The sequence below is a fragment of the Conexibacter sp. CPCC 205762 genome, from assembly GCF_030646155.1.
GTDB lineage: Bacteria > Actinomycetota > Thermoleophilia > Solirubrobacterales > Solirubrobacteraceae > Conexibacter.
In genome coordinates this window covers 100,256-125,309 of the sequence record NZ_JAUTDN010000003.1, presented here as the reverse complement: position 1 = coordinate 125,309, position 25,054 = coordinate 100,256, and the positions used below count along the sequence as shown (strand labels likewise).

Below are 25,054 nucleotides of genomic sequence, written 5' to 3'. Positions count from 1 at the left end.
CGCCGTGCGGCGTGGCGACGGCGTCGGTAAGAGGATGGTGTGGACACGAGCGCGGATGCGCCCGAGCCGTCAAGTCACCCTTCTGAGGAGCCGACTATTGCGGACAGGATGAGCACGATCTCGATCGACCACCTGGCGCCTGGTCCCGACGAGCGCCGCCGCCTCGCGACCGTCGCCGCGCTCGCGCGCGCCGCCGACGACGCCTCCGACGGCCTCCAGCGTCTCGTCGCGCTCGTCGCCGACCTGCTCGGCTACCCGCAGGTGCGGCTCAACCTCGTGCGCGAGGACGATCAGCTGACGGTCGCCGCCGCCGGGCTGGAGCCGGGCGAGGTGACGCCGCTGGAGACGTCGTTCTGCGCCAGAGCGATCCGTCCGCCGGCCGCGGCGCTGGTGATCGGCGACGTCGCGGCCGACCCGCGCAGCCGCGACAGCCCGGTCGTCGCCGACGGGATCGCGGCCTACGTCGGCGCGCCGCTGATCTCCAGCGACGGCTGTGCGCTCGGCGCCCTCTGCGTGACCGACTCGGTGCCGCACGAGCCGACCGCCGAGGAGGTCAAGACGCTGCAGCTGCTGGCGGACGCGATCACCGCCGAGCTGGAGCACAGCCGCGCGCTGATGGCGATCGCCGAGGTGACCGCAGCGCTCGCCTGCGCGCTCGAAGCGAGCGAGGTGCATGACCGCATCTGCACCGGCGTCACGCGCGCCGGCGGCGCCGACGCGGCCGTGCTGGCGATCCGCGAGGGCACGCACCTGTCGGTCGCGGCGGCGAGCGAGCCGCTGCCGGAGCTGGTGACGCTGCCGGTCGGCCCCGGCACGGTCACCGGCCGCGTCTGCGCCAGCGGCAGAGCCGAGTTCGCCGCCGACGGCGATGCGATACCGGCGATGACGCGCGCCCAGATGAGACGTGTCGGCGCGCATGCGATCGCCGCCTTCCCGGTCGGTGCCGCCGGCCCCGACGGCTGTGCCGGCGCACTCGTCGTCTGGTGGCGCCGGACGCTGCCGGAGCTGCCGGCGATCACGCGCCGGACGCTGACGACGCTCGCCGACCAGGCGGCCGTCGCGCTCGAGCGGACCGCGCTGCTGGACCGGCTGCAGACGCTCAGCAGCACCGACCCGCTGACCGGCCTCTCCAACCGCCGCATGCTCGACGACACGCTCGCGCGCGAGATCGCCCGCGCCGCCCGCACCGGCGAGCCGCTGTCGATCGCGATGCTCGACCTCGACCACTTCAAGGCGTACAACGACCGCCGCGGCCACCAGGCCGGCGACGAGCTGCTGCGGCGCGCCGCGCGCTCGTGGGAGGCGGCGGTGCGGCGCACCGACCTCGTCGCCCGCTACGGCGGCGAGGAGTTCACGCTCGTGCTGCCGGCGTGCGACGCGACGGCAGCCCGTGCGCTGATCGAGCGCGTGCGCGCCGCGACGCCGGACGAGCAGACCTGCTCGGTCGGCTGCGCCAGCTGGGACGGGATCGAGACGCCCGACGCGCTGCTCGACCGCGCCGACCGCGCGCTCTACGGCGCCAAGCGCGACGGCCGCGACCGCGCCGTCTTCGCCGACTGACGCGCCAGCTCAGCCGGCGCCCGGCGCGAGCGCCAGCGGCGCGCGCTGAAGCGGGAACGACTCCGCCGAGAAGTCCTCGTCGGTGCGCGGCGGCCTGCCGCTCGGGCAGACGAGCGGCCGCAGCTCGACGCGCACGCGCGGCGGGAGCGCGCGGCCGCTGCCGAGCCGGATCCGCGCCACGGCCCCGCGCACCAGCCGCTGGGTCCGCTGCGCGAGCACGCGCCGCGCGCCCGGCCCCGCCCCTGCCCGCCGCAGCCGCGCGCGCACGGCGCAGACGGCGGCGTCGCGGCGCGCGACGCCGAGCACGACCATGCGCGGGCCGACGCGCAGCGGGCCGATGCGGGTGAACTCCTCGACGACCTGCTCGCAGTCGCCGCCGATGACGCCGTGGGCGGTGTAGGTCTCCTCGTTGGAGACGAGGTCGTCGCCGGGGCCGCAGACGATCGCGCCGGTGGGCGTGCCCTCGACGCGGTCGTCGCCGGCGCCGGCGAGCACCGTCCCGCGGCCGGAGAGGTCGATCGTGTCGGCGCCGTCGCCGCCGAGCACGCGCGCGAAGCCGTCGAAGCCGACCGCGCTCAGCTCGTCGTCGCCGCCGCGGCCGTCGATCAGCTCGCGCCCGCCGCCGCGCGCCCAGCCCGACAGGCGGTTCGGACCGTCGTCGCCGCGCAGCGTGTCAGCGGCCGATCCGCCGACGACGTCCTCGACCGCGGTCAGCAGGTCGTGCTCGCCGGCGCTGCCGCCGCGCCCGGCGGCGAGGTCGACGTCGACCGCGCGCATGCGGCTGGAGTAGCTGGCGGTGTCACGCCCCGGGCCGCCGTCGAGGCGGTCGTCGCCGAACGGGCCCTCGGCGGGGTCGCCGGTCAGCACGTCGTCGCCGCCCCCGCCGCTGAGCCGGTCGGCGCCGGGGCCGCCGTCGAGCCGCTCGCCCGCCGGCCCGCCGATCAGCTCGTCGTCGCCGGCGCCGCCGTCGGCGGTCACCGACAGCACCGTCGTCGCCAGCTCGATCCGGTCGGCGCCGTCGCCGCCGCGCACGTTCAGCGCGCCGATCGCGCCGCCGCCGGAGACGAGCGCGCGGTCGTCGCCGTCGCCGAGGTCGGCGCCGATCGTCACGACCGGCCCGCTCGGCAGCGGGCAGCGGACGGAGCCCTCGATCAGCGCGACGCAGCCGGCGCCCGCGCTCAGCGGCGCGCCCGTGTCGCGCGCGCTGACGGCGTCGGCGTCGATCCGCAGGTCGAGCGCGTTCGCCTCGCCCGGCGCCGCCGCGTAGGTGACGGTGAAGGTCGCGACCGGCGGCCCCTTCGGCACGTCCTCCCAGCCCGCGATGGCCGAGATGACCGCGCCAGGTGCTGCCGCGGCCGGCGCCAGCAGCGCGACCGTGAGCGCCGCGAGCAGCGCGATGGCGCGCGCGGCGCGGCGGCGGGACGGCGAAGACGCGGGCATCCCGTGCATGCTCCTCGAAACGGAGCGCAGGAGCGGAAGTAGCGCGCGGAGCGGATCCTCCCGGCGAGCTTCTCCGCTTGGACATACGGAGGCGGCGCCGATCTCGCTACCGTTCAGCGTCCGTGGAGTTCGAAGTCGCCACCGCCGAGCCGGCCCAGCAGGAGATTGCGCTCGGCGGCAGTCAATACCCGCCGATCGCCGACTACGGCTTCCTGTCGGACTGCGAAGTCTGCGCGCTCGTCGCCAAGAGCGGCAACGTCGAGTGGATGTGCCTGCCGCGGATGGACGGGCCGAGCGTCTTCGCCGGCATCCTCGACCGCCACGCCGGCCGCTTCCGCGTCGGCCCGCGCGACGAGGTCGTCCCCGCCGACCGCCGCTACCTGCCGGGCACGATGATCCTCGAGACGACCTGGGGCACGCCGACCGGCTGGCTGGTCGTCCGCGACGTGCTGCTGATCGGCCCGTGGCACCACGGCGAGGAGCGCTCGCGCCGCTACGCCCGCTCCCCGCGCGACCACGAGGCCGCGCACGTGCTGCTGCGCACGATGCGCTGCCTCAACGGCTTCGTCGACGTCGAGCTGGACTGCGAGCCGGCCTTCGACTACGCCCGCAGACGCGGCTCGTGGAGCTATGCCGGCGACGGCTACGGCGACGGCATCTGCACCGCCGAGGGGACCAACCTGCAGCTGCGCCTGCGGACCGACATGCGGCTCGGCTTCGAGGGCCCGCGCGCCCGCGCCGAGACGCGCATGAGAGCCGGCGACACGCTCTTCTGCGCGCTCGGCTGGTCGACCCACCTGCCGCCGGAGAGCTACGAGGAGGCGCACGACAAGCTCTCCTACACCGGCAACTTCTGGCACGAGTGGATCAGCCGCGGCCGCTTCCCGGACCATCCCTGGCGCGTCCACCTGCAGCGCTCGGCGCTGACGCTGAAGGGCCTCACCTACGCGCCGACCGGCGCGATGATGGCGGCGGCGACGACCTCGCTGCCGGAGACGCCGGGCGGCGAGCGCAACTGGGACTACCGCTACACCTGGCTGCGCGACTCGACCTTCATGCTGTGGGGCCTCTCGACGCTCGGCTTCGACCGCGAGGCGCACGACTTCCTCTACTTCATCACCGACCGGCTGGAGGCCGGCGGGCGGCTCTCGATCATGTACGGGATCGACGGCCGAGAACGGTTGGAGGAGGAGATCCTCGACCATCTCGACGGCTACGAGGGCGCCAAGCCGGTGCGGATCGGCAACGGCGCCTGGGACCAGCGCCAGCACGACGTCTGGGGCGTCCTGCTCGACTCGATCCGGCTCCACATCCGCTCCGGCGACCGCCTCGACGACCGCCTCTGGCCGCTCGTCGTCAAGCAGGTCGACACGGCGGTGGCGGAGTGGCACGAGCCCGACCGCGGCATCTGGGAGGTGCGCGGCGAGCCGCAGCACTTCACCTCGTCGAAGATCTTCTGCTGGGTCGCGGCCGACCGCGGCGCCCGTCTCGCGCGGCTGCGCGGCGACCGCGAGGCGGCGAAGCGCTGGCGCGCGGCCGCCGACGAGATGCACGCCGAGATCTGCGAGCGCGGCGTCGACGAGCGGGGCGTCTTCGTCCAGCACTACGACACCGATGCGCTCGACGCCTCGCTGCTGCTGATCCCGATGCTCGGCTTCCTGCCGTCGAGCGACCCGCGCGTGCGCAACACGGTGCTGGCGATCGCCGACGAGCTGACCGTCAACGACCTCGTGCTGCGCTACAGAGTCGAGGAGACCGACGACGGCCTCACCGGCGAGGAGGGCTCGTTCGCGATCTGCTCCTTCTGGCTCGTCTCGGCGCTGGTCGAGATCGGCGAGGTCCAGCGCGCCCGCGACCTCTGCGACAAGCTGCTCTCGTACGCCAGCCCGCTGGCGCTCTACGCGGAGGAGATCGACCCCCACTCGGGCCGCCACCTCGGCAACTTCCCGCAGGCCTTCACGCACCTGGCGCTGATCAACGCCGTGATGCACATCATCCGCGCCGACGAGGCGCTCGTCGACGACCTCCGCTGAGCACTGGACTTCGGCGCCGCGCGCGGCTCAGCTCAGCCGGCTGAGCCGGACGCGTCTGCGCTCGCACGCAATGCTCTGAGGCCGGCCTGCCACAGCGCGTCGGCGTCGCTGCCCTCGGCGAAGCGGTCGTTCAGCTCGAGCATGATCATGCCGTGGGCGAAGGCCCACAGCACGCGCGCGAGCATCAGGTCGCCGCCGACCGCCTGCCGCAGCGCCTCGCCGGCGTACTGCTCGGCACCGGGCACGAGCCGCTCGCGCTCGAGCCCGTGGTCGGTCATCAGGCGGTAGACGTGCGGGTGCGCGATCGCGTAGGCGCGGTAGGCGACGCCGATCGCGTTTATCGGGTCCTCGCCGGCCGCGCGGGCGCCGGCCGCGGCCTGCTCGGTCAGCGCGCCCTGCTCGAAGAAGGCCTGCGAGATGATCTGGTTCTCGAGCGCGCGCTTGTCGGCGACGTGCTCGTAGAGCGAGGGCGCGCGGATTCCCAGACGTGCCGCGATCCGGCGCATCGAGAGGCCCTCGGGCCCCTCGGTTTCCAACAGCTCCCGCGCGACCGTGACGATCTCACGCGCGCGGGGTGACAGCTCCTGCGACGACATGCGCACCGAGCCTACCGGCGTACGGCGGCGGGCGCGGTGCGGCGCGCCCGCGTTCGTACACCCGTCCAGCGGTGTTTCAATCCTCGGCGAGCACGACGACCTGGTCGCCCGGCGCCGGCACGTACAGCGCCGACTTGGCCGGGTTGAGCTTCATCCCGTAGCCGCTGGCGGGGTCGTTCGCCAGCTCCGCGAGGCGCAGGCCGACGGCGCTCTCGCCGCGCTCGCGCGCGGCCGCGACGACGGTCGCGAAGCTCGTCTCGGCGCCGACCTCGACGTAGTCGCTCATCTCGCGCAGGTACAGCTCCGAGCCGTCGGCGTCGAACAGCGTGCGGAAGACCTCCGCCAGGTGCGGGTTCTCGGAGATCTGCGACAGCAGCAGGCTGAGGACCTTGTCGCTGACGATCACGTCGTCGACCTCGGTCACCTGCGCCAGCTCGTGGTTGCGGTCGTCGAGCATCTCGCTGACGATCGAGACTCTTCTGTCGAGCTTGGCGGCGATGTCGCGCAGGTGCAGCAGCGTCACGAGCGTGCGCGCGTCCGCCCGCTGCGGCTCGAGGTGCTCGGCGTAGCACATGACGATCACGTGGTCGTAGCTGCCGACGTCGAGCGACTCCAGCGTCGCGCGGTCGGTCGTGTTGCCGCTGCGCGTCTCGATCGAGAGGTTGACGAGCGCCATGCAGCCGCGCTCGAGCGACTCCTCGACGCCGGGCGCGTCGGCCATCACGGTCACGTGCGAGCCGGGCGCGACGTAGTGGTCGAGCTCGTTGACGACCGTGCAGGTGCGCCCGTTCCAGCCGATCACGAGCACGCGCTGGGCGGCGTCGGGGCGGCGCTCGCCACGCACGATCGCGGTCGTGTCGACGCGGCCGCTGAAGCGCTCCGCTCGCTCCAGCACCGAGTCGTCCTCGGCGATCGCGATCACGCGGTCGCCCTCCTCCAGCACCAGCTCCATCGGCGGGTTGACGACGATCTCGCCGGAGGCGCGGTGGAGGCCGATGACCGCCGCCTGCTCGTACGCGAGCAGCGTGTCGCCGTAGCTGACGCCGACCAGCACCGGGTCGTCGCGGAAGTAGATCTCCTCGCCGTCGAAGTCGAGCAGCTCGACGTAGGCGGCCGAGACGCCCGACTGGCGCGAGGCCTGCACGATCAGCTTCGCGATCGTCTCGCGCTTGTCGATGAAGACCGCCTGCTCGCCGCCGACGAGGTGGGCCGCTTCGAGGTTGGCGGGGTCGTGGATCTCGGCGACGATCTGGTAGCCGTCGGCGCGCTTGTGCGGGCCGCGCGTCAGCGCCAGCACCGTCTTGATCACCTCGGCGTCGGGATCGTCGGACTCGGGCGAGAGGACGATCACCGAGCGCGCCGCGCGCGGGTTGGCGATCGCGACGTCGGCGAGGTCGATCGGCGAGCCGGTGCGGCAGATCACGCGCGTCCCCTTGAGGTCGGGCACCTTCGAGCGGATCGCGTCCTCCATCTCGACCTTGTCGCGATCGGCGAGGATCACGATCGAGGGGTCCTTCTCGCTCTCGTTCGCGATCGCCAGCTCGGGCAGGATCGTGAAGACGGCGTCGGACCAGCCGAGCACGAGCGTGTGCTCGCGCTCGACGACGAACGAGCGGCCCTTGCGCAGGTCCAGCAGCTTCTCGTCGAGCGCGGTCGCGATCACGCCGACGAGCGCGGAGACGATGAAGAGGCCGCCGAGCGTCACGATCAGCATCAGCAGCAGGAACGGCCAGCCGCCGGTGTCGCCGGCGACGGTGCCCGGGTCCATCGCGTGCATCAGCGTGCTGAACAGCTGGCCGATGAAGCTCTGGCGGCCGTCGTCGGGGACGAGCCCGAAGACCAGCGCGACGATCGCGCCGAGGCCGATCAGCGCCAGTGTGACGAGCGCGAGCCAGCCGACGAGCGCGATCGGCCCGCGCGACATCGTCGCGTCGAAGCGGTAGCGCATGCGCTGGGCGCGGGTCGGCGCCGGCGCCTCGGAACCGCGCGTGCCGGCTCTCGGTGCGCGCAGGTTGGTCGCGTCGCCGGCGGCGAAGGTTCTGGTGGTGCGCTGGCGCGCGAGCCGTCCGGTGCTCGACATGCGGTCGTCCTTTGAAGGTGCTGGGCCTGGGGTTCTGCTCCACGTGCATCGACCACGCGGGCACCATTCTTGAGCATCCGCCTGACGGCGTTAGGTCAGCGTCCCGACCGCGACGATCGCCGACGCGCCGAGCAGCACCATACCGGCGGCCTCACCCAGTCTCAGCCGTGTTGGCGCGAACCGCTCTGCCGTCATCAGCGCCGCCAGACCGAGCATCAGCGCCGGGTTCGACATCCCGAGCCCGAACATCACCAGCATCAGCGCCCAGCAGCAGCCGACGCAGGAGCGCCCGTAGGCGACGCCGATCCGCAGCGCGTCGGCGACCGGGCGGGCGCCGCTCCAGCCGCCGGTCAGGAGCGCGCGCGGCGAGCGGCAGGCGGTCAGGCAGCGCTGCTTGATCGGGGCGAACTGGTAGGCGCCGGCGATCGCGAGCGTCACCGCCGCGACGATGCCGGCGTGGGCGCCGAGCCAGCCGACGGCGTCGACGGTCGCGTGGATCAGCACGTCGAGCGCGCGGAAGAGGTAGCCGACGACGACCCAGACGGCGAGGAAGCCCGCGATCAGCAGCAGCCGCAGGCGCGCCCGCTCGGCCAGCGGCCGTGCCTGCGTCATGCGGTCGAAGGCGTGCACGAGCGCCGTCGTCGTCGGCAGCATCATCGCGGTGCACATCAGCAGCCAGCCGGTGAGGAAGAAGGCGATCGCGACCGCCTGGCCGCCGGCGCTGGCCGGCTCGTACTCGTGGTGCAGGAAGCGCGCGTACGGCGAGAGGCCCCAGCTCAGCAGCGCGACGAGCGCCAGCAGCGCGAGCGCCGCCGTCAGCGCGCGCGGGCCGAGCAGCCGCGCCGCCATCGCCGCTCAGGCCTCGTGGCGGTAGCGGAACTGGCCGCTGGTCGTCGACCGCGCGAAGCCCGAGATCGGCTCGCGACCGGGCAGCTCGAGCTCGAATCTGCTCGCCTTGCCGGACTCGCCGATCGGGCCGAGCAGGTTCGACATGACGCCGTCGCCGATCGTGATCGGCCGCTCGGCGGCGCCGACCAGCAGGCGCGACTCGATCAGCACCCGCGGACCGACCTGCAGCCGCGTCGAGCGGCCGTCGCGCGTGAACGAGATCGGCGCGCGCTCCAGCAGCGTCGGCGACGGGAACAGCGCCGCCAGCTCCCCGAGCGGACCGCCGAGCTGGCCGGAGAAGGCCTCGCTGAGCGGGCCGACCTGGCCGTCGGCGGTCTCGTCGTCGAGCACGAGCGCGAGGTGGACGTGCTCGGGGCTGTTGCGGTGCCCGCCGTGGTGGGAGAGGCTGACGACGGTGCGGCCGGCGACGTCGAAGCCGTTGATCGTGCCGCGCTCGATCTGCCAGGCGATCAGGCCCGTGCACTCGTCGTCCTCCGGGTTCTGCTCGAACCAGCACGGACATGGCACCGCGCAGTCGCACGCCTCGAAGAACCGCCCCGTCAGCTCGTACCCCATGGGCGCTTTCTACTCGCCCGCTCGGCCTCTGGTCAACTAATTGGCGCGACAAAGTCTGGATTCCGGTTGACAGTGCTCGTGCGGCGCCCGTAGGTTCCGCCGCGACGACGGCGATGCGGGAACGGGGACCGGTCTTGAGCGGGGGCTCACGGGAGTTCGAGGTCAAGGGGCACAGCGTGCGGGTGACCGGCGGCGACGAGCCGCTGCGCCCGTTCCGCGGCTTCTTCTCCGGCGACCCGCTGCCGGCCGGCCACGTCCACGCCGAGACGCCCGCGCCGACCGCGCGGGAGGCGGCGCCGGCCGACGCCGAGGAGGCGCTCGCGGCCGATCCGTCGCTCGTGCGGATCGAGATCGACGACGACTACAGCTTCGACCTCCATCGCACGCCCGAGGGCGATCTGCACGCCCACTCGCTGCCGTTCCAGGCGTTCGCCTCGGTCGAGGACGCGGTCGCCGAGCTGGTTCGCATCGTCGATCGCGGGAGCCGCGGCTGATGGCGGTGCGCAGAAACCTCAACACGCTCACGCAGGCCGAGAGAGACCGCTTCATCAGAGCCGTCAAGCAGATGAAGAGAGTCGCCGGCGACGACGGCTACGACCACTACGTCAGAACGCACGACACGGCCCAGACCGGCGTCGGCGACGCCGCCTCGCTGAACGTCAACCCCGCCCACGGCGGGCCCGCGTTCTGCCCCTGGCACCGCTACTTCATCGCCCGCTTCGAGCAGTCGCTGCAGGCGGCCGACAGAACCGCCTCGCCGGGCGCGGCCGGCACGCTGACGCTGCCGTACTGGGACTGGACCAACGACGACGCCGGCTCGCCCAACCGCCAGCGCGGCGGGCTGTGGGCCGACGACTTCCTCGGCGGCAACGGCGACCCGGTCACGACCGGCCCCTTCCGCGCCGGCGAGTGGGTGACGCTGCCGCAGACCGGCACGCCGCAGGGCAGAGACCTCGCGCGCGACTTCGCCGCGACCCCCGGCGGCGACACGCTGCCGCGCGCGGTCGCCGTCGCCTACGCGCTCAGAGCCGAGGGCTTCGACGTGCCGCCGTACGGGCGCGAGCCGGGCGGCGGCCTGCTCGGCGTCAGCTCGCCGGCGGCGCCGACGGTCGTCAGAACGGCCGGCGGCAGACTCGCGGCCGGCACCTACAGCGTCTCGGTCAGCTACATCACGGCCGAGGGCGAGACGCGGCCCTCGCCCTCGGCGGCGGTCACCGTCGCCGCCAACGACGCGCTCAGAGTCAGCTCGCCGCCGGCCCGCGCGACCGTCACCGGCTACGTCGTCTACGTCAGCTTCGCCGGCGGCGCACCGGACAGCGAGACGCGGCAGAGCGGCACGACGGCGATCGGCACCGACACCACGCTCACCGCCGTCAGCGGGCCGGCGCTGCCGCGTCCGAACATGAACTCGACGGCGAGCTTCCGCGCGCTGCTGGAGGGCTGGACGGCCGGCCCGGGGATGCCGACGCCCGGCATGCACAACCGCACGCACGTCTGGGTCGGCGGCTCGATGCAGTACGGCACCTCGCCCAACGACCCCGCCTTCTTCCTCCACCACTGCAACATCGACCGCCTGTGGGCGCTGTGGCAGCTGACCCACCCGGGCCAGAACTACCCGATCGCCGTGCCGCTGCTGGGCGGTGCGATCGGCCCGCGGCCGCACGGGCTCGACGACGCGATGTCGCCGTGGCTGGCCGCGCCCGAGCGGATCACGCCGAGAGACATGCTCGACCACACGAGAGTGACGGTCCGCGGCAGAGCGGCCGGCTACACCTACGACACCGACCCGCTCGGCCTCGCCGTCAACGTCGCGCCCTGAGATGGCCGGCCTCGCAGACATCGCCGCCGGAGTCCGCTGCGCGCTGGAGCCGATCGACAGCGCGTTCGCGAACGAGACGGCGCTGACGGAGTTCTTCGCCGAGTACGGCTGGGACGTCAGAGCGGCGACCGGCGCGCTCGGCCCGATCCGCGGCGCCTTCGCGATCGGACCCGCCTTCGACGCCGCGCTCGCCGTCGCGCAGCAGCTGGAGTCGGGCGCGCAGACGCCGAGCCCGGCGCTGATCAACTCGCTGCGCGAGGCGCTCGTGAGACTGATCGGCGCCTTCCAGGCGCTCTCCGCCGCGCCCCCGACGGCGGGCCTGCCGGCGCCCTTCAACGGCGCCGGCTTCTGGCAGGAGTTCGCGCCCGCGCTCGCCGACAGCCTGCTGCTGAGACACGTCTGGCGCAACCAGCCGCTCGTCTTCGCGCTGCTGCGGCTGAGCGGCCTCGCCGAGGTGACGGCGGTCAGACCGGGCGGCGCCGGCCGCCTCCCCTACACGCGCTGGGAGATCCGCTGGGACCGCCTGCCGCGCGTGATCGGCGAGCCCGACAGACTGATCCGCGAGGTCTGGGGCTGGGGCGACCCGGGCGGCTTCGACCACAGACGGCTCGACGAGATCCTCGGCATGACGCTGCGCTCGCTGCGCGTGCCGGCACGGCAGGCACCGCTGACGCAGGCGCTGCGCAGACGCTGGTACGACCCCGCGCATCCGCAGCTGGGCGAGCTGGAGACGCTCGCGATCCCGCTCGTGGCGCAGTCGAGCGCCGATCGCTCCGCCTCCGCCGAGCTGGGGCTGGCGCTGACGCCGATCCCGCCCAGAGGCCAGCCGAGAGCGCCGCCGGCGGGCGTCGCGCTGACGCCGCTGGCGAGCGGCAGAATCGCCGGCGGCGGCCCGCCCGGCGACGGCGTCGTGCAGCTGGTCGTGCGCGGCGGCTTCGACCTCGACGGCGTGCTCGGCGCCGAGATACGGCCCGGCGGGGTGGAGCTGTTCGCCGACGCCGGCAGCGCCTCGCTCGACGCCGAGGTGCGGCTGGCGGCGCGCCCGCCGAGACCGTTCATCCTCGTCGGCGAGCCCGGCGGCTTCCGCCTCGAAGCGGGCGGCGCGGAGGTCGGCGTCGGCGTCAGAGGACAGCTCGCCGACCCCGAGCTGACGGTCCGCTTCGGCACCGGCACGCCGGCGCAGGGGAGCGAGACGCCGAAGCTCGCGGTCGTGATCCAGACCTCCGACGCGGACGGCTTCCTCGGCAAGCTGATCGGCTCCAACCCGCTCCGCTTCGAGCTCGGCGGCGCGGTCGTGTGGTCGTCCAAGAGCGGCCTCCATTTCGAGGGCTCGGGCGGCTTCGAGTGGACGATCCCGCTCAACCTCAACCTCGGCCCGGCCGAGATCTCGACGTTGACGCTCGCGCTGGAGGCCGGCAGCGGCGGGGTCGAGGTCGGCGCCGCGGTCACCGGCAGAGCGATGCTCGGCCCGCTGACGGCCGTCGTCGAGCAGTTCGGGCTCGCCGTCACGCTCAGATTCGGCGACAGCAGAGGCGACCTCGGGCCGATCGGCGTCGCGCTCGGCTTCAAGCCGCCGAAGGGGATCGGCCTCGCCGTCGACGCCGGCGTCGTCAAGGGCAGCGGCTACCTCTTCTTCGACAACGACAGAGGCGAGTACGCCGGCGCGCTGGAGCTGACCTTCGCCAGCTTCCTGTCGCTGAAGGCGATAGGGCTGCTGAACACGAAGATGCCGGACGGCTCGAGAGGCTTCTCGCTGCTGATCATCATCACGGCCGAGTTCGGCAGCGGCATACAGCTCGGCTTCGGCTTCACGCTGATCGGCGTCGGCGGGCTGCTCGGGCTCAACCGCACGATGCGGCTGCAGCCGCTGATGGAGGGGGTCCGCACCGGCGCGATCAACTCGATCATGTTCCCGAGAGACGTCGTCGCGAACGCGCCGAAGATCATCAGCGACCTGCGCACGCTGTTCCCGCCCGAGAACGGCAAGTTCCTGATCGGCCCGATGGCGAAGCTCGGCTGGGGCACGCCGACGCTGGTCTCGCTGGCGCTCGGGATCATCATCGAGATCCCCGGCAACCTCGCGATAATCGGGGTCCTGCGGATCGCGCTGCCGGCCGACCAGATCGCCGTCGTCGTGGTCCAGGTCAACTTCGCCGGCGCGATCGAGTTCGACAAGAAGCGCGTCTACTTCTTCGCCTCGCTGTTCGACTCGCGCGTCCTCTTCCTGACGATAGAGGGCGAGATAGCGGTCGTCGCGCAGTTCGGCGACGACGCCACCTTCGTGCTCAGCGTCGGCGGCTTCCACCCGCGCTTCGACCCGCCGCCGCTGCCGGTCCCGATCCCGAGACGGATCGCGGTCAACATCATCAACACCGACATAGCGCGGATCCGCGTCGAGGGCTACTTCGCCGTCACCTCCAACACGGTCCAGTTCGGCGCCCGCGCGGAGCTGTTCTTCGGCTTCTCGGCCCTCAACGTGCAGGGCCAGATCGGCTTCGACGCGCTGTTCCAGTTCTCGCCCTTCCACTTCATCATCGAGGTGTCGGCGTCGTTCTCGGTGAAGGTCTTCGGGATAGGGCTGTTCAGCATCAGCGTGCGGATGTCGCTGGAGGGGCCGACGCCCTGGCGGGCGCGCGGCACCGGCTCGATATCGATCCTCTTCTTCGACATAGACGTCGACTTCGACATCACCTGGGGCGAGGCGCGCGACACCCAGCTGGAGCCGGTCGACGTGCTGCCGCTGCTGGCCGCCGAGCTGCAGAAGGCGGAGGGCTGGAAGGCGCTGCCGCCGGCGCCCAGCAACCTGCTCGTCTCGCTGCGCAGACTCGACCCCGGCAGAGCCGCCGCCGACGCGCTCGTGCTGCACCCGCTCGGCGCGCTGCAGGTGACGCAGCGGGCCGTCCCGCTCGACCTCCAGATCGACAAGGTCGGCAACCGCAGAGCGGCCGACGCGCGGCGCTTCTCGCTCGGCGCCGGCAGCGGGCTGGCCAAGCGCGGCGACGTCGACGAGCAGTTCGCGCCGGCGCAGTACCGCGACATGGGCGACGCCGAGAAGCTCGGCAAGCCGGCCTTCGAGCGCCAGCACGGCGGGATCGAGCTGACGCCGGCCGGGCAGGCGATCGCCTCCGGCGCGCTCGTCAAGCGCGTCAACCGCTACGAGCTGTCGACGATCGACACCGCCTACAAGGGCCGCCGCTTCCGCTTCCACGCCTTCCCGGTCGCGCTCTTCAGCCACTTCCTCGGCGGCTGCGCGGTCGCCCGCTCGCCGCTGTCGCAGGCGCTCAAGGACCAGCACGACCCGTTCGCCCCGGACGAGAAGGTCAGCGTCGCGCAGGAGGGCTGGGCGGTCGCCGCGCAGGCCGACAACAGCGCCGTGGCGAGCTTCGCCAGCGAGGCGCAGGCGCAGGACTTCATGACCGCGCACCTGGCCGCGGAGCCGAACGCGTCCGTCCACGTGATCCCGGCCTTCGAGGTGGCGGCATGACCGATCTCGGCGTCTACTCGTTCCTGCCCTGGCTGCGCCACGGGATCGCCAACACGGTCGCCGGCGCCGACTTCGACAGAGGCGTCAGAACCGCGCGCGCGACCGTCGCCGTCGAGCTGGCGCTGAGCGGTGAGAAGGTCGGCGGCGGGATCGCCACCGTGCCGGTCAGACGCGACGTCGAGATCTTCGGCCCCGGCGACGTCGTCGGCCTCGACCCGCGCGCGATCGTGCGCGTCGAGCCGCGCGGGCAGGTGACCGCCTACGAGCCCAACTACCTGCCGCACGTCGAGTTCTACGACGAGGACCTGCCGTGGCGCTACACGCCGACCGCGCCGGACGCCAGCAGACTGCGGCTGCGGCCGTGGATCGCGCTCGTCGTGCTGGCGGCCGGCGAGTTCGAGGAGCGCGCCGTGCGGGACGCGCCGCTGCCGGCGATCGCGGTGCTCGACGGCAGCGCGCTGCCGCCCGCCGGCGAGCTGTGGGCGTGGGCGCACGTGCACGTCAACCGCGACCTGGCGGCGAACGCGAGAGAGATGCGCTCGACCGACATGGGCGCGGTGCTGCCGCGGCTGAGCGCGGCGCTGACCGCCAATCCCGACCTCGCCTGCTCGCGGATCGTCTGCCCGCGGCGGCTGGCGCCGAACGTCGCCTACGACGCCTTCGTCGTGCCGGTCTTCGAGAGCGGCCGGCTGGCCGGGCTCGGGCTCGACCCGGCGACCGCCCCGTACGCGACCGCCTCCGCGTGGGAGGACTACAGAGCACGGCCGCTGCCGGAGCTGCTGCCGGTCTACCACCGCTGGCACTTCCGCACCGGCGAGGCGCAGGACTTCGAGTCGCTCGTGCGGCTGCTGCAGCCGAAGCCGATCGACCCGCGCGTCGGCGTGCGCCCGCTCGACGTGCAGCGCCCCGGCTCCGGCCTGCCGGGCGTGCTGACGCCGAGACTGAACGGGCTGCTGCAGCTCGGCGGCGCGCTGCGGATCCCGGACGAGTCGCTGACGCCGGCCGAGGTCGCGGCGCGCAGAGCCTACGACGCCTGGGCCAGCAGCGAGGGCAGACCGCCGCACCCGTTCCAGACGGCGATGGCCGACGCCGTCAACCTCGCCGACGACTACGCCCACCTGCCGGTCGCCGACGCCAACGCGGCCGCCGGCGTGAGCGAGTGGGAGTCCGAGGACCCGGTCGTGACGATGCCGCTCTACGGCCGCTGGCACGCGCTCCAGCAGCGGCTGCTGAGCGAGCGCGACGGGACGCCGACGAGACCGCCGGAGAACTGGGTCTCCGACCTCAACCTCGACCCGCGCCATCGCGTCACGGCCGGCTTCGGCACGAGCGTCGTGCAGGCCAACCAGGAGTCCTACATGGACGCCGCCTGGAGACAGCTCGGCGACGTGCTCGCCGCCAACGCCGCGATCCGCCGCGCGCAGCTGGCGAAGCTGGCCGCGAGCGCGCTCCACCGTCGCTCGCTGCAGGCGCTCGCGGCCGCCGAGCCGGGGCGCGCGCTGGCGCTGACCGCGCCTGTCCACGCGCGCGTGCTCGACGACGGCGCGACCGTCCGCCACCGCCGCGAGGGCAGCATGCTGCCGCCGGTCCTGACCTCGGCGCCGCTGCGGCGGGCGCTGCGCCCGCACGGCCCGCTCGTGCGCGCCGCCGCCGCCCGCGCCGGCACGCAGCCGCGGCCGACGGCGCTGCTGGAGCGGGTCGACAAGGGCGAGATCGCCGCCGCGCCACCGAAGCAGACGCCGCCCGGCGTGGTCACGACGGACGCGGTCGCGGACGTGCTGGCGAAGGATCCGAAGGGCAAGCCGGCGGCGCCGTACCTCGGCCAGGACAGCCTCAAGCCGGGGGTCGCGAAGAAGCTGCCGGAGCCGAAGGACTACGTGCTGCGCGACCCGCGCGATCCCGACGGCCGTCCGCGCGGCGACGGCGGCGGGATCGCGAGAAGAACGAAGGACGGCCACGACGACGTGGCGATCCTCGTGTGGGCCAGCGACGAGGCGTCGCAGGAGCAGCCGCGCGGGCCGCTCGGCGTCGGCGGCACCGTCGGGGTGCTGGTCGACGCGCTCGACCCGGCCGTCACGATCCCGAGACGAGTCCGTCATCGCGTCCGCTTCCCGAGACGGATCGAGGCCGAGCTGGACGAGGCATTCCAGGAGGCGATGGCCTATCCGCGCATCGACCTGCCGATGTACGAGCCGCTGGTGAGACGGTCCAGCGACCTGTTCCTGCCCAACATCGGCCTCGTCGAGCAGAACAGCGTCACGCTGCTGGAGACCCATCAGGTCTTCATCGAGGCCTACATGGTCGGCCTCAACCACGAGATGGCGCGCGAGCTGCTGTGGCGCGAGTACCCGACCGACCAGCGCGGCAGCGTCTTCCGCCAGTTCTGGGATGCCAGCGGCGCGCTGACCGATCCGAGATTGACCGCCGACCAGCGTCGCGAGCTGCTCTACGACATCCCCAAGCTGCATCTCTGGTCGCGCAGATCGCGGCTCGGCGACCACGACAACCGTGAGAGCGGCGGAGCGGCCGAGGAGGAGGCCGTGATGCTGATCCGCGGCGAGCTGCTGAAGCGCTATCCGAACGCCGTCATATATGCCCACAAGGCCGACTGGCAGCTCAGAAGAGACGGCAGAACAGACCCGGGCCAGGAGCGCGTGCTGGCGACCCTGTCGGCCGCCGAGGAGGCGAGACCGCCGCCCGCGAAGGTGCTGACGCCGCTGTATGAGGCGAAGGTCGAGCCCGACATCACCTTCATCGGCTTCGACCTCACGATCAGAGCCGCGAAGGGCGGCGACCCCGGCAGCGACGCGAGAGCCGACGCCGGCTGGTTCTTCGTCATCAAGGAGCGGCCGGGCGAGCCGCGCTTCGGGCTCGACATCGAACGCGACGAGGGCAGCGTGCAGACCTTCAACGACCTCGCCTGGTCCGACGCGCCCGCCGTCGTCGCGGGCAGACACCTGCCGGCGTCGGCGTTCGCGCCGGTCGCGCTGGCGCCGCTGGGGCCCGGCGACGTCGAGAAGAGAGATCAGGCGATCGAGGACGTCGACGTCAACGCCGCGGCGACGAGCGCCGCGCGCTGGGCCTACGTGCTCTACCAGGCCCCGGTGATGGTCGCGATCCACGCCGCCGAGATGCTGAGAGCGAGAGCCGCGTGAGCGAGTTCACCGACCTGCGCGACGCCTACGTCGCCGCCCGCGCCGACGACGACGCGGCCGCCGCCGCGCTCGTGCGCGCCCGCGAGCGCGCGACCGCCGCGCAGACGCGCCTCGCCGCCTACCTGCGCCGCGGCGCCGCCGGCAGGGACGACGTCCGCACGAAGCTCACGCGCGCCGCCAAGTCGGCCGCGACGGCGGCGGCGAAGGCGCAGGACGCGCGCCTCGCCGCGCGCGACGCGCTGCGCCAGCGGCTGGCCGAGTTCGCGCCCGTCTCCGACCCGCGCACGGGCGTCGCCGAGCTGAGCGACGAGCTGCCGCTGCTGCTGTTCCCGCTGCGGCTGGAGACGCGCTTCAAGCAGCGCGCGACGCTGCTGAGACGACGCCCGAGACTCCCCGGCGGCGGGATCGGCCTGCCGGCCTTCAGAACCAGCTGGGAGCTGTGGGTGCGCGTCTTCCCCGACAGCTGCCTCGTCGACAGCTTCGAGCCGGAGCCGTCGCTGACCGAGCTGGAGAGCGCCCGCCGCTACTGGCAGGCGCTGTGGCGCAGCGGGGAGGAGGGCGGCGAGCGGGCCGCCTGGCGCAACCTCGTCGCCAGCCACGGCGTCGGCCGCTCGCGCTGGCTGCGCGAGCAGCAGGCGCCGCTCAACCCCGGCGATCGGCCGGGCCCGCAGCCGGCCGGCACGCTCGTGCTCGCGATCCCGGCCGAGCAGGGCCTCGCCGCGCCGACCGCCGCGACGCTCGCGAAGCTGTGGGAGCAGGCGTGGCGCGACGGCGGCGACGGCGCCGCCGAGGCGAGCGCGCTGAAGGCGCTCGCCGACGCGCTCGGAGGCGACGAGCAGGCCGCCGCGGAGCTGTGGGCGGCGAGCCGCCCGCTCGGCTTCGACGACCGCCCGCCGGCGGGCGTCGAGCGCCCCGACGCGAACGTCACGACGGCCGTCGTCAGCTTCCCGGCCGCGGCGGTCACGCGCTCGCGCTCGTGGAGCCGCCCGCCGGTCGTGCGGCTGCTGCCGGAGCGGCTGCTGTGCGTCGTCGAGAGCGGCGGCGTGCGCGTCGAGCAGCTCGGCGAGCCGATCCCCTCACCGCTTCAGGTCGGCCCCGACCCGAGCGCCGCCGACCCGCAGCTGCAGCCGGCCGACGGCGAGCTGGAGGTCGCCGACGAGCTGCGTTGGACGGTCGACTTCGAGCGTGCGATCAAGGACGGGATGGGCTTCCGGATCACGCTGACCGAGGCCCAGTGGAAGGCCGGCGCCGACCGCGTCACCGTCGTCGGCGTGCGGCTCGGCGACGGGCAGAAGGACAGCCGCCTGCGGCTGGAGGAGCTGCTCGCCCACCAGCGCGACAGCCGCAGCGGGCTGGCGCTGCTGGCGCAGGGGACGCCGACCAACAACACCGAGAGAGACGGCGCCGGCTTCACGAAGGCGCAGGAGGCCGACGCAGCCTTCGACGAGCTGCGCGCGCCGGCCGACCTCGGCGCGCTCGGCGACCCCGCCCCGCCGCCGCTGGAGCGGCCCGACGGCCGCTGGCTCGCCGACGGCCTCGGGATCGACCCGCAGCTGCTGAACGTCGTCCCCGGCGCGCACGGCAGCGACCAGCTGGAGGCGCGCGCCTTCAACGCCGCGCTGTGGCCGGCGACGCTCGGCTACTTCCTCGACACGCTGATGGAGCCGCTCGCGAGCGAGACGGCGATCGACCAGACGCGCGCCTTCTTCAGCAGCCACGTCAGCGGCCGCGGGCCGCTGCCGGCGCTGCGGATCGGGCAGCAGTCGTACGGGATCGTCCCCGCGATCGCGTTCGCGCGGATGAAGCGCAGCGGCGACGGCGTCGCGCCGAAGGGCGCCGGCTTCGACGACGCCTTCCTCGCGCGGCTGCTGACCCTGCTGCAGCGGGTCGACGGCGACTGGACGCAGCTGTCGCAGCAGGTCACCTCGCTCGGCGCGCCCGGCGCCGACGTCGAGCAGGCGCTGCTGAACGTGCTCGGCCTCCATCCGGCCTCGGCCGAGTTCCACTACCGCTACGCCCAGAGCCTCGACCACCTCGCCAACCTCGCCGGTCTCTTCGGCTTCTTCGGGCTGCTGCTGCAGCTGCTGCTGAGAGCGGCGCTCGACCAGCCCGCGCAGCAGCTGCTGGAGCAGCTCGGGCTGGCGCCCAACAAGCAGCGGCCGGTGATCCTCGACCGCTACTTCCTCGGCAGACAGGGGAGACTGCTCGGCGACCTCGTCGACGACCGGCCGCGCTCGGAGGACGAGCCGGTGCGGGCCTGGCGCGACGACGGCGACAACTACCTCGGCTGGCTCGCGCGCGCCGGCCGCGACGGGCTCGAGACGGTACGGCGCCAGGAGGGCTTCGTCGACGGGCGCCCGCCGACCGTGCTGCTCTACCTGCTGCTGCGCCACGCGCTGCTGCTCGGCTACGCCGACGCCGGCGTGCGCCTGCACAGAGCGGCCGGCCTGTCGCCAGCGGCGATCGCCACGCTGCGGCGCGAGCCGCCGTTCCTGCACGTCGCGGCCGTGCCCGAGAGCGAGAGCCGCTGGACGCCGCTGTTCAAGCAGGACGCCGCCGTCACCGGCGATCCCGGGCTGACCGTCGCGGAGGCGATCGCGAAGCGGATCGGCGCCGCGCCCGAGGCGGAGCTGCTGGCCGAGCAGCTCGACGCGCTCCAGCGGCTGGCGACGACGCCGACGGCGCGGCTGGAGCGGCTGCTGGCCGAGCACGTCGACAGCTGCTCCTACCGCTTCGACGCCTGGCGCACCGGCTGGCTGGCGGCGAAGCTGCAGCGGATGCGCGACGAGCAGCCGGAGGGCGTCCACCTCGGCGCCTTCGGCTGGCTGCTCGACGTCCGCCCCTCGCTCGGCAGACGGACCGCGGTCGAGCCGCTGCCGGCCGAGCTGGCGGAGATCTTCCAGAGAGCTGGCGATCCGCTGCTGGAGCGCGACTCGGCCAACGGCGGCTACGTCCACGCGCCCTCCAACGACCAGGCGGTGACGGCGGCGGTGCTGCGCGCCGGCTACCTTGCGAACGCCGAGCACGGCAACGCGGAGCCGCTCGCGGTCAACCTCTCCTCCGAGCGGGTGCGGCTCGCGCTCGCGACGCTGGAGGGGATGCGCAACGGCCAGCGGCTCGGCGCGCTGCTCGGCTACCGGCTCGAGCGCGGCCTCCACGACGGCCACCCGGGGCTGGAGCTGGACCGCTTCATCCTGCCGCTGCGGACCGCCTTCCCGCTCGTCGCCAACCGCATCGCCTCGACCAGAGCCGGCGACGACGACACCGCCGCCCAGCTGGTCGCGGCGCGCAACGTCGCCGACGGGCTGCGGCTGGTCGAGCACGTCGAGTCCGACGCGAGCCTGGCGGCCTATCCGTTCGGCAGAGCGAGCGTGCTGCCGGCCGACGCGACGCCCGCCGAGCGGACCGCGATCGAGGCCGAGGTGCAGCGGCTGCGCGACGTCAACGACGCGATCGGCGACCTGCTGCTGGCCGAGAGCGTCCACCAGGCGACGCAGGCCCGCTACGACGCCGGCGCCGCCGCGCTCGACGCGCTCCAGACCGGCGGCTACCCGCCCGATCCCGAGGTCGTCCGCACGCCGCGTCCCGGCACCGCGCTGACGCACCGGCTCGCGCTTCAGCTCGACCCGGCGGCGACGGCGGCCGCGGACGCGACCCCGCGCGCGGCGACCGAGCCGCGGCTCGACCGCTGGCTGGAGACGGTCCTGCCCGAGCTCGCCGGCGTCGCCGTCCACGCCACATGGAAGGACCCGCGCGCCGCCGATCCCGGCGCCGTCGCCGGTGAGGCGAGCGTGACGCTCGCCGAGCTGGGCCTGCGGCCGCTGGACCTGCTGACGGTCCTGCACGCCGACGGCACCCAGCAGATGGCCGAGCTCGACGACCGCGTGCTCGCGCACGTGCTCGCGACCCAGCCGGTCCCGCTCGACGTGCTGCCGCAGATCGGCTACCTCGACGCGGCCGGCGGCGCGCTGCGCGTCTTCGAGCTGGCGGCGCCGGTGCGGCAGCTGCGCTCGCTCGTCGGCCGTGCCCGCCCGCTGCGCGGCGGCGACTGGCTGCCGCCCGACGACGCGACGCAGAGCGGCGACGCCGACCTCGCGTGCGACCCGGCGCCGGTCGCGGCCGCGCTCGGCGGCCTGAGCACGCTCGCGAGAGACCTGATGAGAACGGCCGCGGCCGTCGACGCGCTGCTCGCCGGCTCGCCCGCGGACCTGCTCGCAGCGCCGCTCGACAGAACGGTCGACGCCGTCGCCGCGCTGTTCGGCCGCGCCGCGCTGCACGGCATCCCGCAGACCGGCTGGGGCTTCGCCTACGCGCAGCGCCGCGACCTCGCCGCCGGGCTGCTGGCGCGGCTGGGCGAGCGGCTGGCGACGTGGGAGCTGAAGCTGGCCGACTTCGACCAGCTGCTGGACGACGAGGCCGCGCTCGACCCGGCCGCGGTCCAGCGCGACACGCGCCTCAGCCTGCTGCGCCGCGCCGAGGTCTCCGTCGCGCCCGACGTGACGGTCGATCCGGGCGACCTCGGGACTCTCCGCAGCGGGCTCGCCGGCCGCCGCAGAGCGTTCGCGACCCGGCGCGCGGCGCTGGCGGCGCTCGTCGGCAGACCGCCCGCGACCGTCACCGCGCTGCTGGCCGCGACCGCGAGACTGCTGCCGTTCGGCGACGTCGACCTGGAGCCGTTCGAGCTCGCGCCCGAGCAGGCGGCCGTCGCGACGCTGCTCGGCGACCTGCGCGCCGCCGTCGCGGTCGTGCTGGCCGAGACGCAGCGGCGCGCCGCTGCGGCGCAGGCGGCGCTTGCCGACGAGACCGCCGCGACGACCGCGACCGCGCGCGTGGAGGCGACGACGCGGGCGGCACAGGCGATCTTCGGCGACGGCTTCGTCGTGATCCCCGACGCCGGCGTCGCGCCGGCCGCCGCGGCCGAGACCGCGAACGCGATCGCCGCCGCCGACGGCTCGCTGACGAGACACCTGACCGACGTGCTCGGCGTCGAGCAGCCGCTCGACGAGTGGCTGACCGGCGTCGCGCGCGTGCGCGAGCAGGCGCGGGCATGGGAGCAGGTCGCCCTGCAGGCCGACGCCTTCGGGCTCGCCGAGCCGCGTCTGACGCCGCTGCAGCTGCCCTACGTGCCGGGCGACCACTGGCTCGCGCTCGGCTTCCCACCGGATGCCGCGCTCGATCGCGACCGGCTGCTCTACAGCGCCCAGCTGCCGCCCGGCTTCGACCCGGCCGCGCGTCGCTGCGGGCTGCTGCTCGACGAGTGGACCGAGGTGATCCCGGCGGAGACGCAGGAGACGGCGATCGCGACCCACTTCGACCGGCCCAACTCCGAGCCGCCGCAGACGCTGCTGCTGGTGCTGCCGACGGCGCGGACCGGGGCGTGGGTCTGGGCCGACGTCGTCGGCGCGCTCGACGACACGCTCGCGATGGCGAGAAAGCGGGCGGTCGAGCCGGTCCACGTCGATGCGACCCCGTACGCCCGCCTCCTGCCCGCGACGGTCTCGGCGACGACGCTGCGCGGGCTCTCGATCGGGCTCGCGCTGGCGCTTAACAACCCGAAGGTCAGCGAGCTGGCGGCAAAGGCGGCTGGAGATGTCTGACGTCCTGCCCGTGAAGGACCTCGCCGAGGCGCTGAAGGCGCGGCGGTTCCCCTCGATCACCGTCTGGAACCGGCTGGAGGGGCGGCCGCGCACGGTCGCCTTCGACGACGCGCTGCGGGCCGAGGTCCGCGACGGCCTCTGGTTCCTCGCGCGCCAGTGGCAGCTCGGCGAGTTCCATGGCGAGGACGCCGGCTCGCCGGTGCAGGCGAAGCTGCACGTCGAGCGCACGCGGCTGACGCGCTACCGCCCCGGCGACGCGGAGCCGGAGCCGTTCGACGACGCGACGCCGCTGGAGACGACCGTCGAGCGGCGGCCGGCGCGGATGAGCCTCGACGTGCGGCTTGCGATCGGCCGCTGGTGGCTGCGCCAGATCGCGCCGATCGGCGACTACCGCCAGGCCTACCTCGACGCCTATCCGATCAGAGAGCCCGACCCGGCGGCGGAGGCCGACGCCGACCGCGCCGCCCATCCGGAGACGTGGCAGGCGTACGCCGCCGTCGCGGGCCGCGCGCTCGACGGCGGCGAGCTGCTGCGGTGGCTGCGCGCGACCTCGTCGCACAGAGCGTCGGAGGGGATCGCGCTGCTCGACCCCGGCGACGGCGCCGCGCTCGACGCGGCGGGGCTGAGACTGCTGGCGTGGGCGGCGCGGCAGTTCGCCGAGCCGCTCGACCAGGACGCCTGGGAGCCGCCGCGGATGGAGTACAGATTCGCCTGCTCGGCGCCGACCGGCGAGGGCGAGAAGGTGCTGAGCGCCGAGGAGTACGTCGGCGGGCACCTCGACTGGTACTCGCTCGACGTCGACCCGGCCGCGGCGACGCTCGACCCGCACGGCGAGAACCCGCCCGAGCTGCCGCAGGCGACCACCTCCAGCGCGCTGCCGTCGCCGGTCGCCTTCGACGGGATGCCGAACGCGCGCTGGTGGGCGTTCGAGGACCGCCGCACCAACCTCGGCCAGGTCGATGCCGCGACGACCGACGTCGCGAAGCTGCTCCACCTGGAGTTCGCGCTCGTCTTCTCCAACGACTGGTTCCTGCTGCCGTGCACGCTGCCGGCCGGCTCGGTCGCGACGGTGCGCGGGCTGGCGGTCACGAACGTCTTCGGCGAGCGCACCTGGGTCGAGCCGGCGGGCAGCGGCAGAGACGACGACTGGCAGCGCTGGTCGCTCTTCACGCTCAACCGCAGAGGCATCGACGACAGCGCCGCCGACCGCTCGCTGCTGCTGTTGCCGACGGTGCCGAAGGCGCAGGAGAGCGCGCCGTTCGAGGAGCTGCTGCTCGTCCACGACGAGATGGCGAACATGGCGTGGGCGGTCGAGCAGACGGTCCCGCTGGCCGACGGCGCCAGCCGCCCCGGCGCCGAGGTCGGGCTGGAGACGCGCGCCTGGTTCGAGCGCCTGCGCGGCGCGCCCGCGGCGCCCCTGCCGTTCGACAACGAGGCCAGATCGCGCTACGAGGCGATGACGCGGATCCCCGAGCAGTGGATCCCGCTGATGCCGGTGCACGTGCCCGGCAGCGACCGCGAGATCCAGCTGCAGCGCTCCGCCCTGCCGCGCTTCATCGACGGCGACAGAGTCAGACCGACCGGGATCGTGCGGCCGCGCACGGCGCTGATGCGACCGGGGCTCGACGAGGCCAGAAGAGCGCCCTACCACCTCGCCGAGGAGGAGGTGCCGCGCGCCGGGGCGCGCGTCACGCAGGCGTGGCAGCGGACGCGCTGGCGCGACGGCTCGGTCTTCCTCTGGGTCGGCGCCCGCAAGGGCACCGGCCGGCTCTCCGGCGGCAGCGGCCTGGCGTTCGACCAGGCCGCCGACGTGCCGCCGGAATGAG

At 74.0% G+C, this 25,054-nt stretch carries 13 protein-coding genes; 8 read left to right on the top strand and 5 right to left on the bottom strand.

What is annotated here, in order from left to right:
- Positions 1–108: 108 nt before the first annotated feature.
- Positions 109–1,560: a diguanylate cyclase gene (locus Q7L73_RS04285; RefSeq protein ID WP_304689499.1), complete on the top strand. Its 1,452-nt coding sequence runs from the start codon at positions 109–111 to the stop codon at positions 1,558–1,560.
- A gap of 9 nt (positions 1,561–1,569) precedes the next feature.
- Here Q7L73_RS04285 and Q7L73_RS04280 read toward each other — a convergent pair whose 3' ends face one another.
- Positions 1,570–3,000 carry a calcium-binding protein gene (locus Q7L73_RS04280; RefSeq protein ID WP_304689504.1) on the bottom strand — a complete coding sequence of 477 codons (1,431 nt, stop codon included), beginning with the start codon at positions 2,998–3,000 and terminating at the stop codon, positions 1,570–1,572.
- A 77-nt stretch (positions 3,001–3,077) separates the two neighbouring features.
- Here Q7L73_RS04280 and Q7L73_RS04275 point away from each other — a divergent pair, with 77 nt between their 5' ends.
- Entirely contained in the window at positions 3,078–5,033 is a 1,956-nt protein-coding gene (locus Q7L73_RS04275; RefSeq protein ID WP_370552379.1) for a glycoside hydrolase family 15 protein, read from the top strand.
- Between the two features lie 32 nt (positions 5,034–5,065).
- Here the strand turns inward: Q7L73_RS04275 and Q7L73_RS04270 are convergent, their stop codons facing one another.
- The 4 genes from Q7L73_RS04270 to Q7L73_RS04255 form a co-directional block, all read right to left on the bottom strand.
- On the bottom strand, positions 5,066–5,629 hold the full coding sequence (locus tag Q7L73_RS04270) for a TetR/AcrR family transcriptional regulator (protein ID WP_304689516.1): 564 nt from the start codon (positions 5,627–5,629) through the stop codon (positions 5,066–5,068).
- A gap of 76 nt (positions 5,630–5,705) precedes the next feature.
- Positions 5,706–7,709 (bottom strand): NAD-binding protein, encoded by a 2,004-nt coding sequence (locus Q7L73_RS04265; RefSeq protein WP_304689519.1) that lies wholly within the window; start codon positions 7,707–7,709, stop codon positions 5,706–5,708.
- 90 nt (positions 7,710–7,799) lie between these two features.
- Positions 7,800–8,558 (bottom strand): DUF2182 domain-containing protein, encoded by a 759-nt coding sequence (locus Q7L73_RS04260; protein WP_304689520.1) that lies wholly within the window; start codon positions 8,556–8,558, stop codon positions 7,800–7,802.
- A 6-nt stretch (positions 8,559–8,564) separates the two neighbouring features.
- Complete coding sequence (locus Q7L73_RS04255; protein WP_304689522.1) at positions 8,565–9,173, bottom strand: DUF1326 domain-containing protein; 609 nt, start codon at positions 9,171–9,173, stop codon at positions 8,565–8,567.
- A gap of 134 nt (positions 9,174–9,307) precedes the next feature.
- On the opposite strand from Q7L73_RS04255, the gene Q7L73_RS04250 reads away from it, so the two are divergent.
- The 6 genes from Q7L73_RS04250 to Q7L73_RS04225 are packed head-to-tail and all read left to right on the top strand — an operon-like array spanning position 9,308 to position 25,053.
- Positions 9,308–9,667, top strand: coding sequence for a hypothetical protein (locus Q7L73_RS04250; RefSeq protein ID WP_304689525.1), 360 nt, complete (start codon positions 9,308–9,310; stop codon positions 9,665–9,667).
- Positions 9,667–10,992, top strand: a complete 1,326-nt coding sequence (locus tag Q7L73_RS04245) for a tyrosinase family protein (protein ID WP_304689529.1) — start codon at positions 9,667–9,669, stop codon at positions 10,990–10,992. Before Q7L73_RS04250 ends, Q7L73_RS04245 begins: the two co-directional genes overlap by 1 nt.
- A gap of 1 nt (position 10,993) precedes the next feature.
- The gene (locus tag Q7L73_RS04240; RefSeq protein WP_304689532.1) at positions 10,994–14,476 is read left to right on the top strand and encodes a DUF6603 domain-containing protein; all 3,483 of its coding nucleotides are present in this window, start codon (positions 10,994–10,996) and stop codon (positions 14,474–14,476) included.
- A complete protein-coding gene (locus Q7L73_RS04235; protein ID WP_304689534.1) occupies positions 14,473–17,631 on the top strand; it encodes a hypothetical protein in 3,159 nt (1,052 codons plus the stop codon). Before Q7L73_RS04240 ends, Q7L73_RS04235 begins: the two co-directional genes overlap by 4 nt.
- Positions 17,628–23,228 (top strand): hypothetical protein, encoded by a 5,601-nt coding sequence (locus Q7L73_RS04230; protein ID WP_304689536.1) that lies wholly within the window; start codon positions 17,628–17,630, stop codon positions 23,226–23,228. The genes Q7L73_RS04235 and Q7L73_RS04230 overlap by 4 nt, the downstream gene beginning before the upstream one ends.
- Entirely contained in the window at positions 23,221–25,053 is a 1,833-nt protein-coding gene (locus tag Q7L73_RS04225) for a hypothetical protein (protein WP_304689538.1), read from the top strand. The genes Q7L73_RS04230 and Q7L73_RS04225 overlap by 8 nt, the downstream gene beginning before the upstream one ends.
- The last annotated feature ends 1 nt before the right edge of the window (position 25,054 follow it).

Coding starts and splice junctions, on each gene's coding strand:
- Q7L73_RS04280 (WP_304689504.1), bottom strand. CDS start 3,000: ATGCCCGCGTCTTCGCCGTCCCGCCGCCGCGCCGCGCGCGCCATCGCG.
- Q7L73_RS04285 (WP_304689499.1), top strand. CDS start 109: ATGAGCACGATCTCGATCGACCACCTGGCGCCTGGTCCCGACGAGCGC.
- Q7L73_RS04255 (WP_304689522.1), bottom strand. CDS start 9,173: ATGGGGTACGAGCTGACGGGGCGGTTCTTCGAGGCGTGCGACTGCGCG.
- Q7L73_RS04270 (WP_304689516.1), bottom strand. CDS start 5,629: ATGTCGTCGCAGGAGCTGTCACCCCGCGCGCGTGAGATCGTCACGGTC.
- Q7L73_RS04245 (WP_304689529.1), top strand. CDS start 9,667: ATGGCGGTGCGCAGAAACCTCAACACGCTCACGCAGGCCGAGAGAGAC.
- Q7L73_RS04240 (WP_304689532.1), top strand. CDS start 10,994: ATGGCCGGCCTCGCAGACATCGCCGCCGGAGTCCGCTGCGCGCTGGAG.
- Q7L73_RS04260 (WP_304689520.1), bottom strand. CDS start 8,558: ATGGCGGCGCGGCTGCTCGGCCCGCGCGCGCTGACGGCGGCGCTCGCG.
- Q7L73_RS04225 (WP_304689538.1), top strand. CDS start 23,221: ATGTCTGACGTCCTGCCCGTGAAGGACCTCGCCGAGGCGCTGAAGGCG.
- Q7L73_RS04235 (WP_304689534.1), top strand. CDS start 14,473: ATGACCGATCTCGGCGTCTACTCGTTCCTGCCCTGGCTGCGCCACGGG.
- Q7L73_RS04265 (WP_304689519.1), bottom strand. CDS start 7,709: ATGTCGAGCACCGGACGGCTCGCGCGCCAGCGCACCACCAGAACCTTC.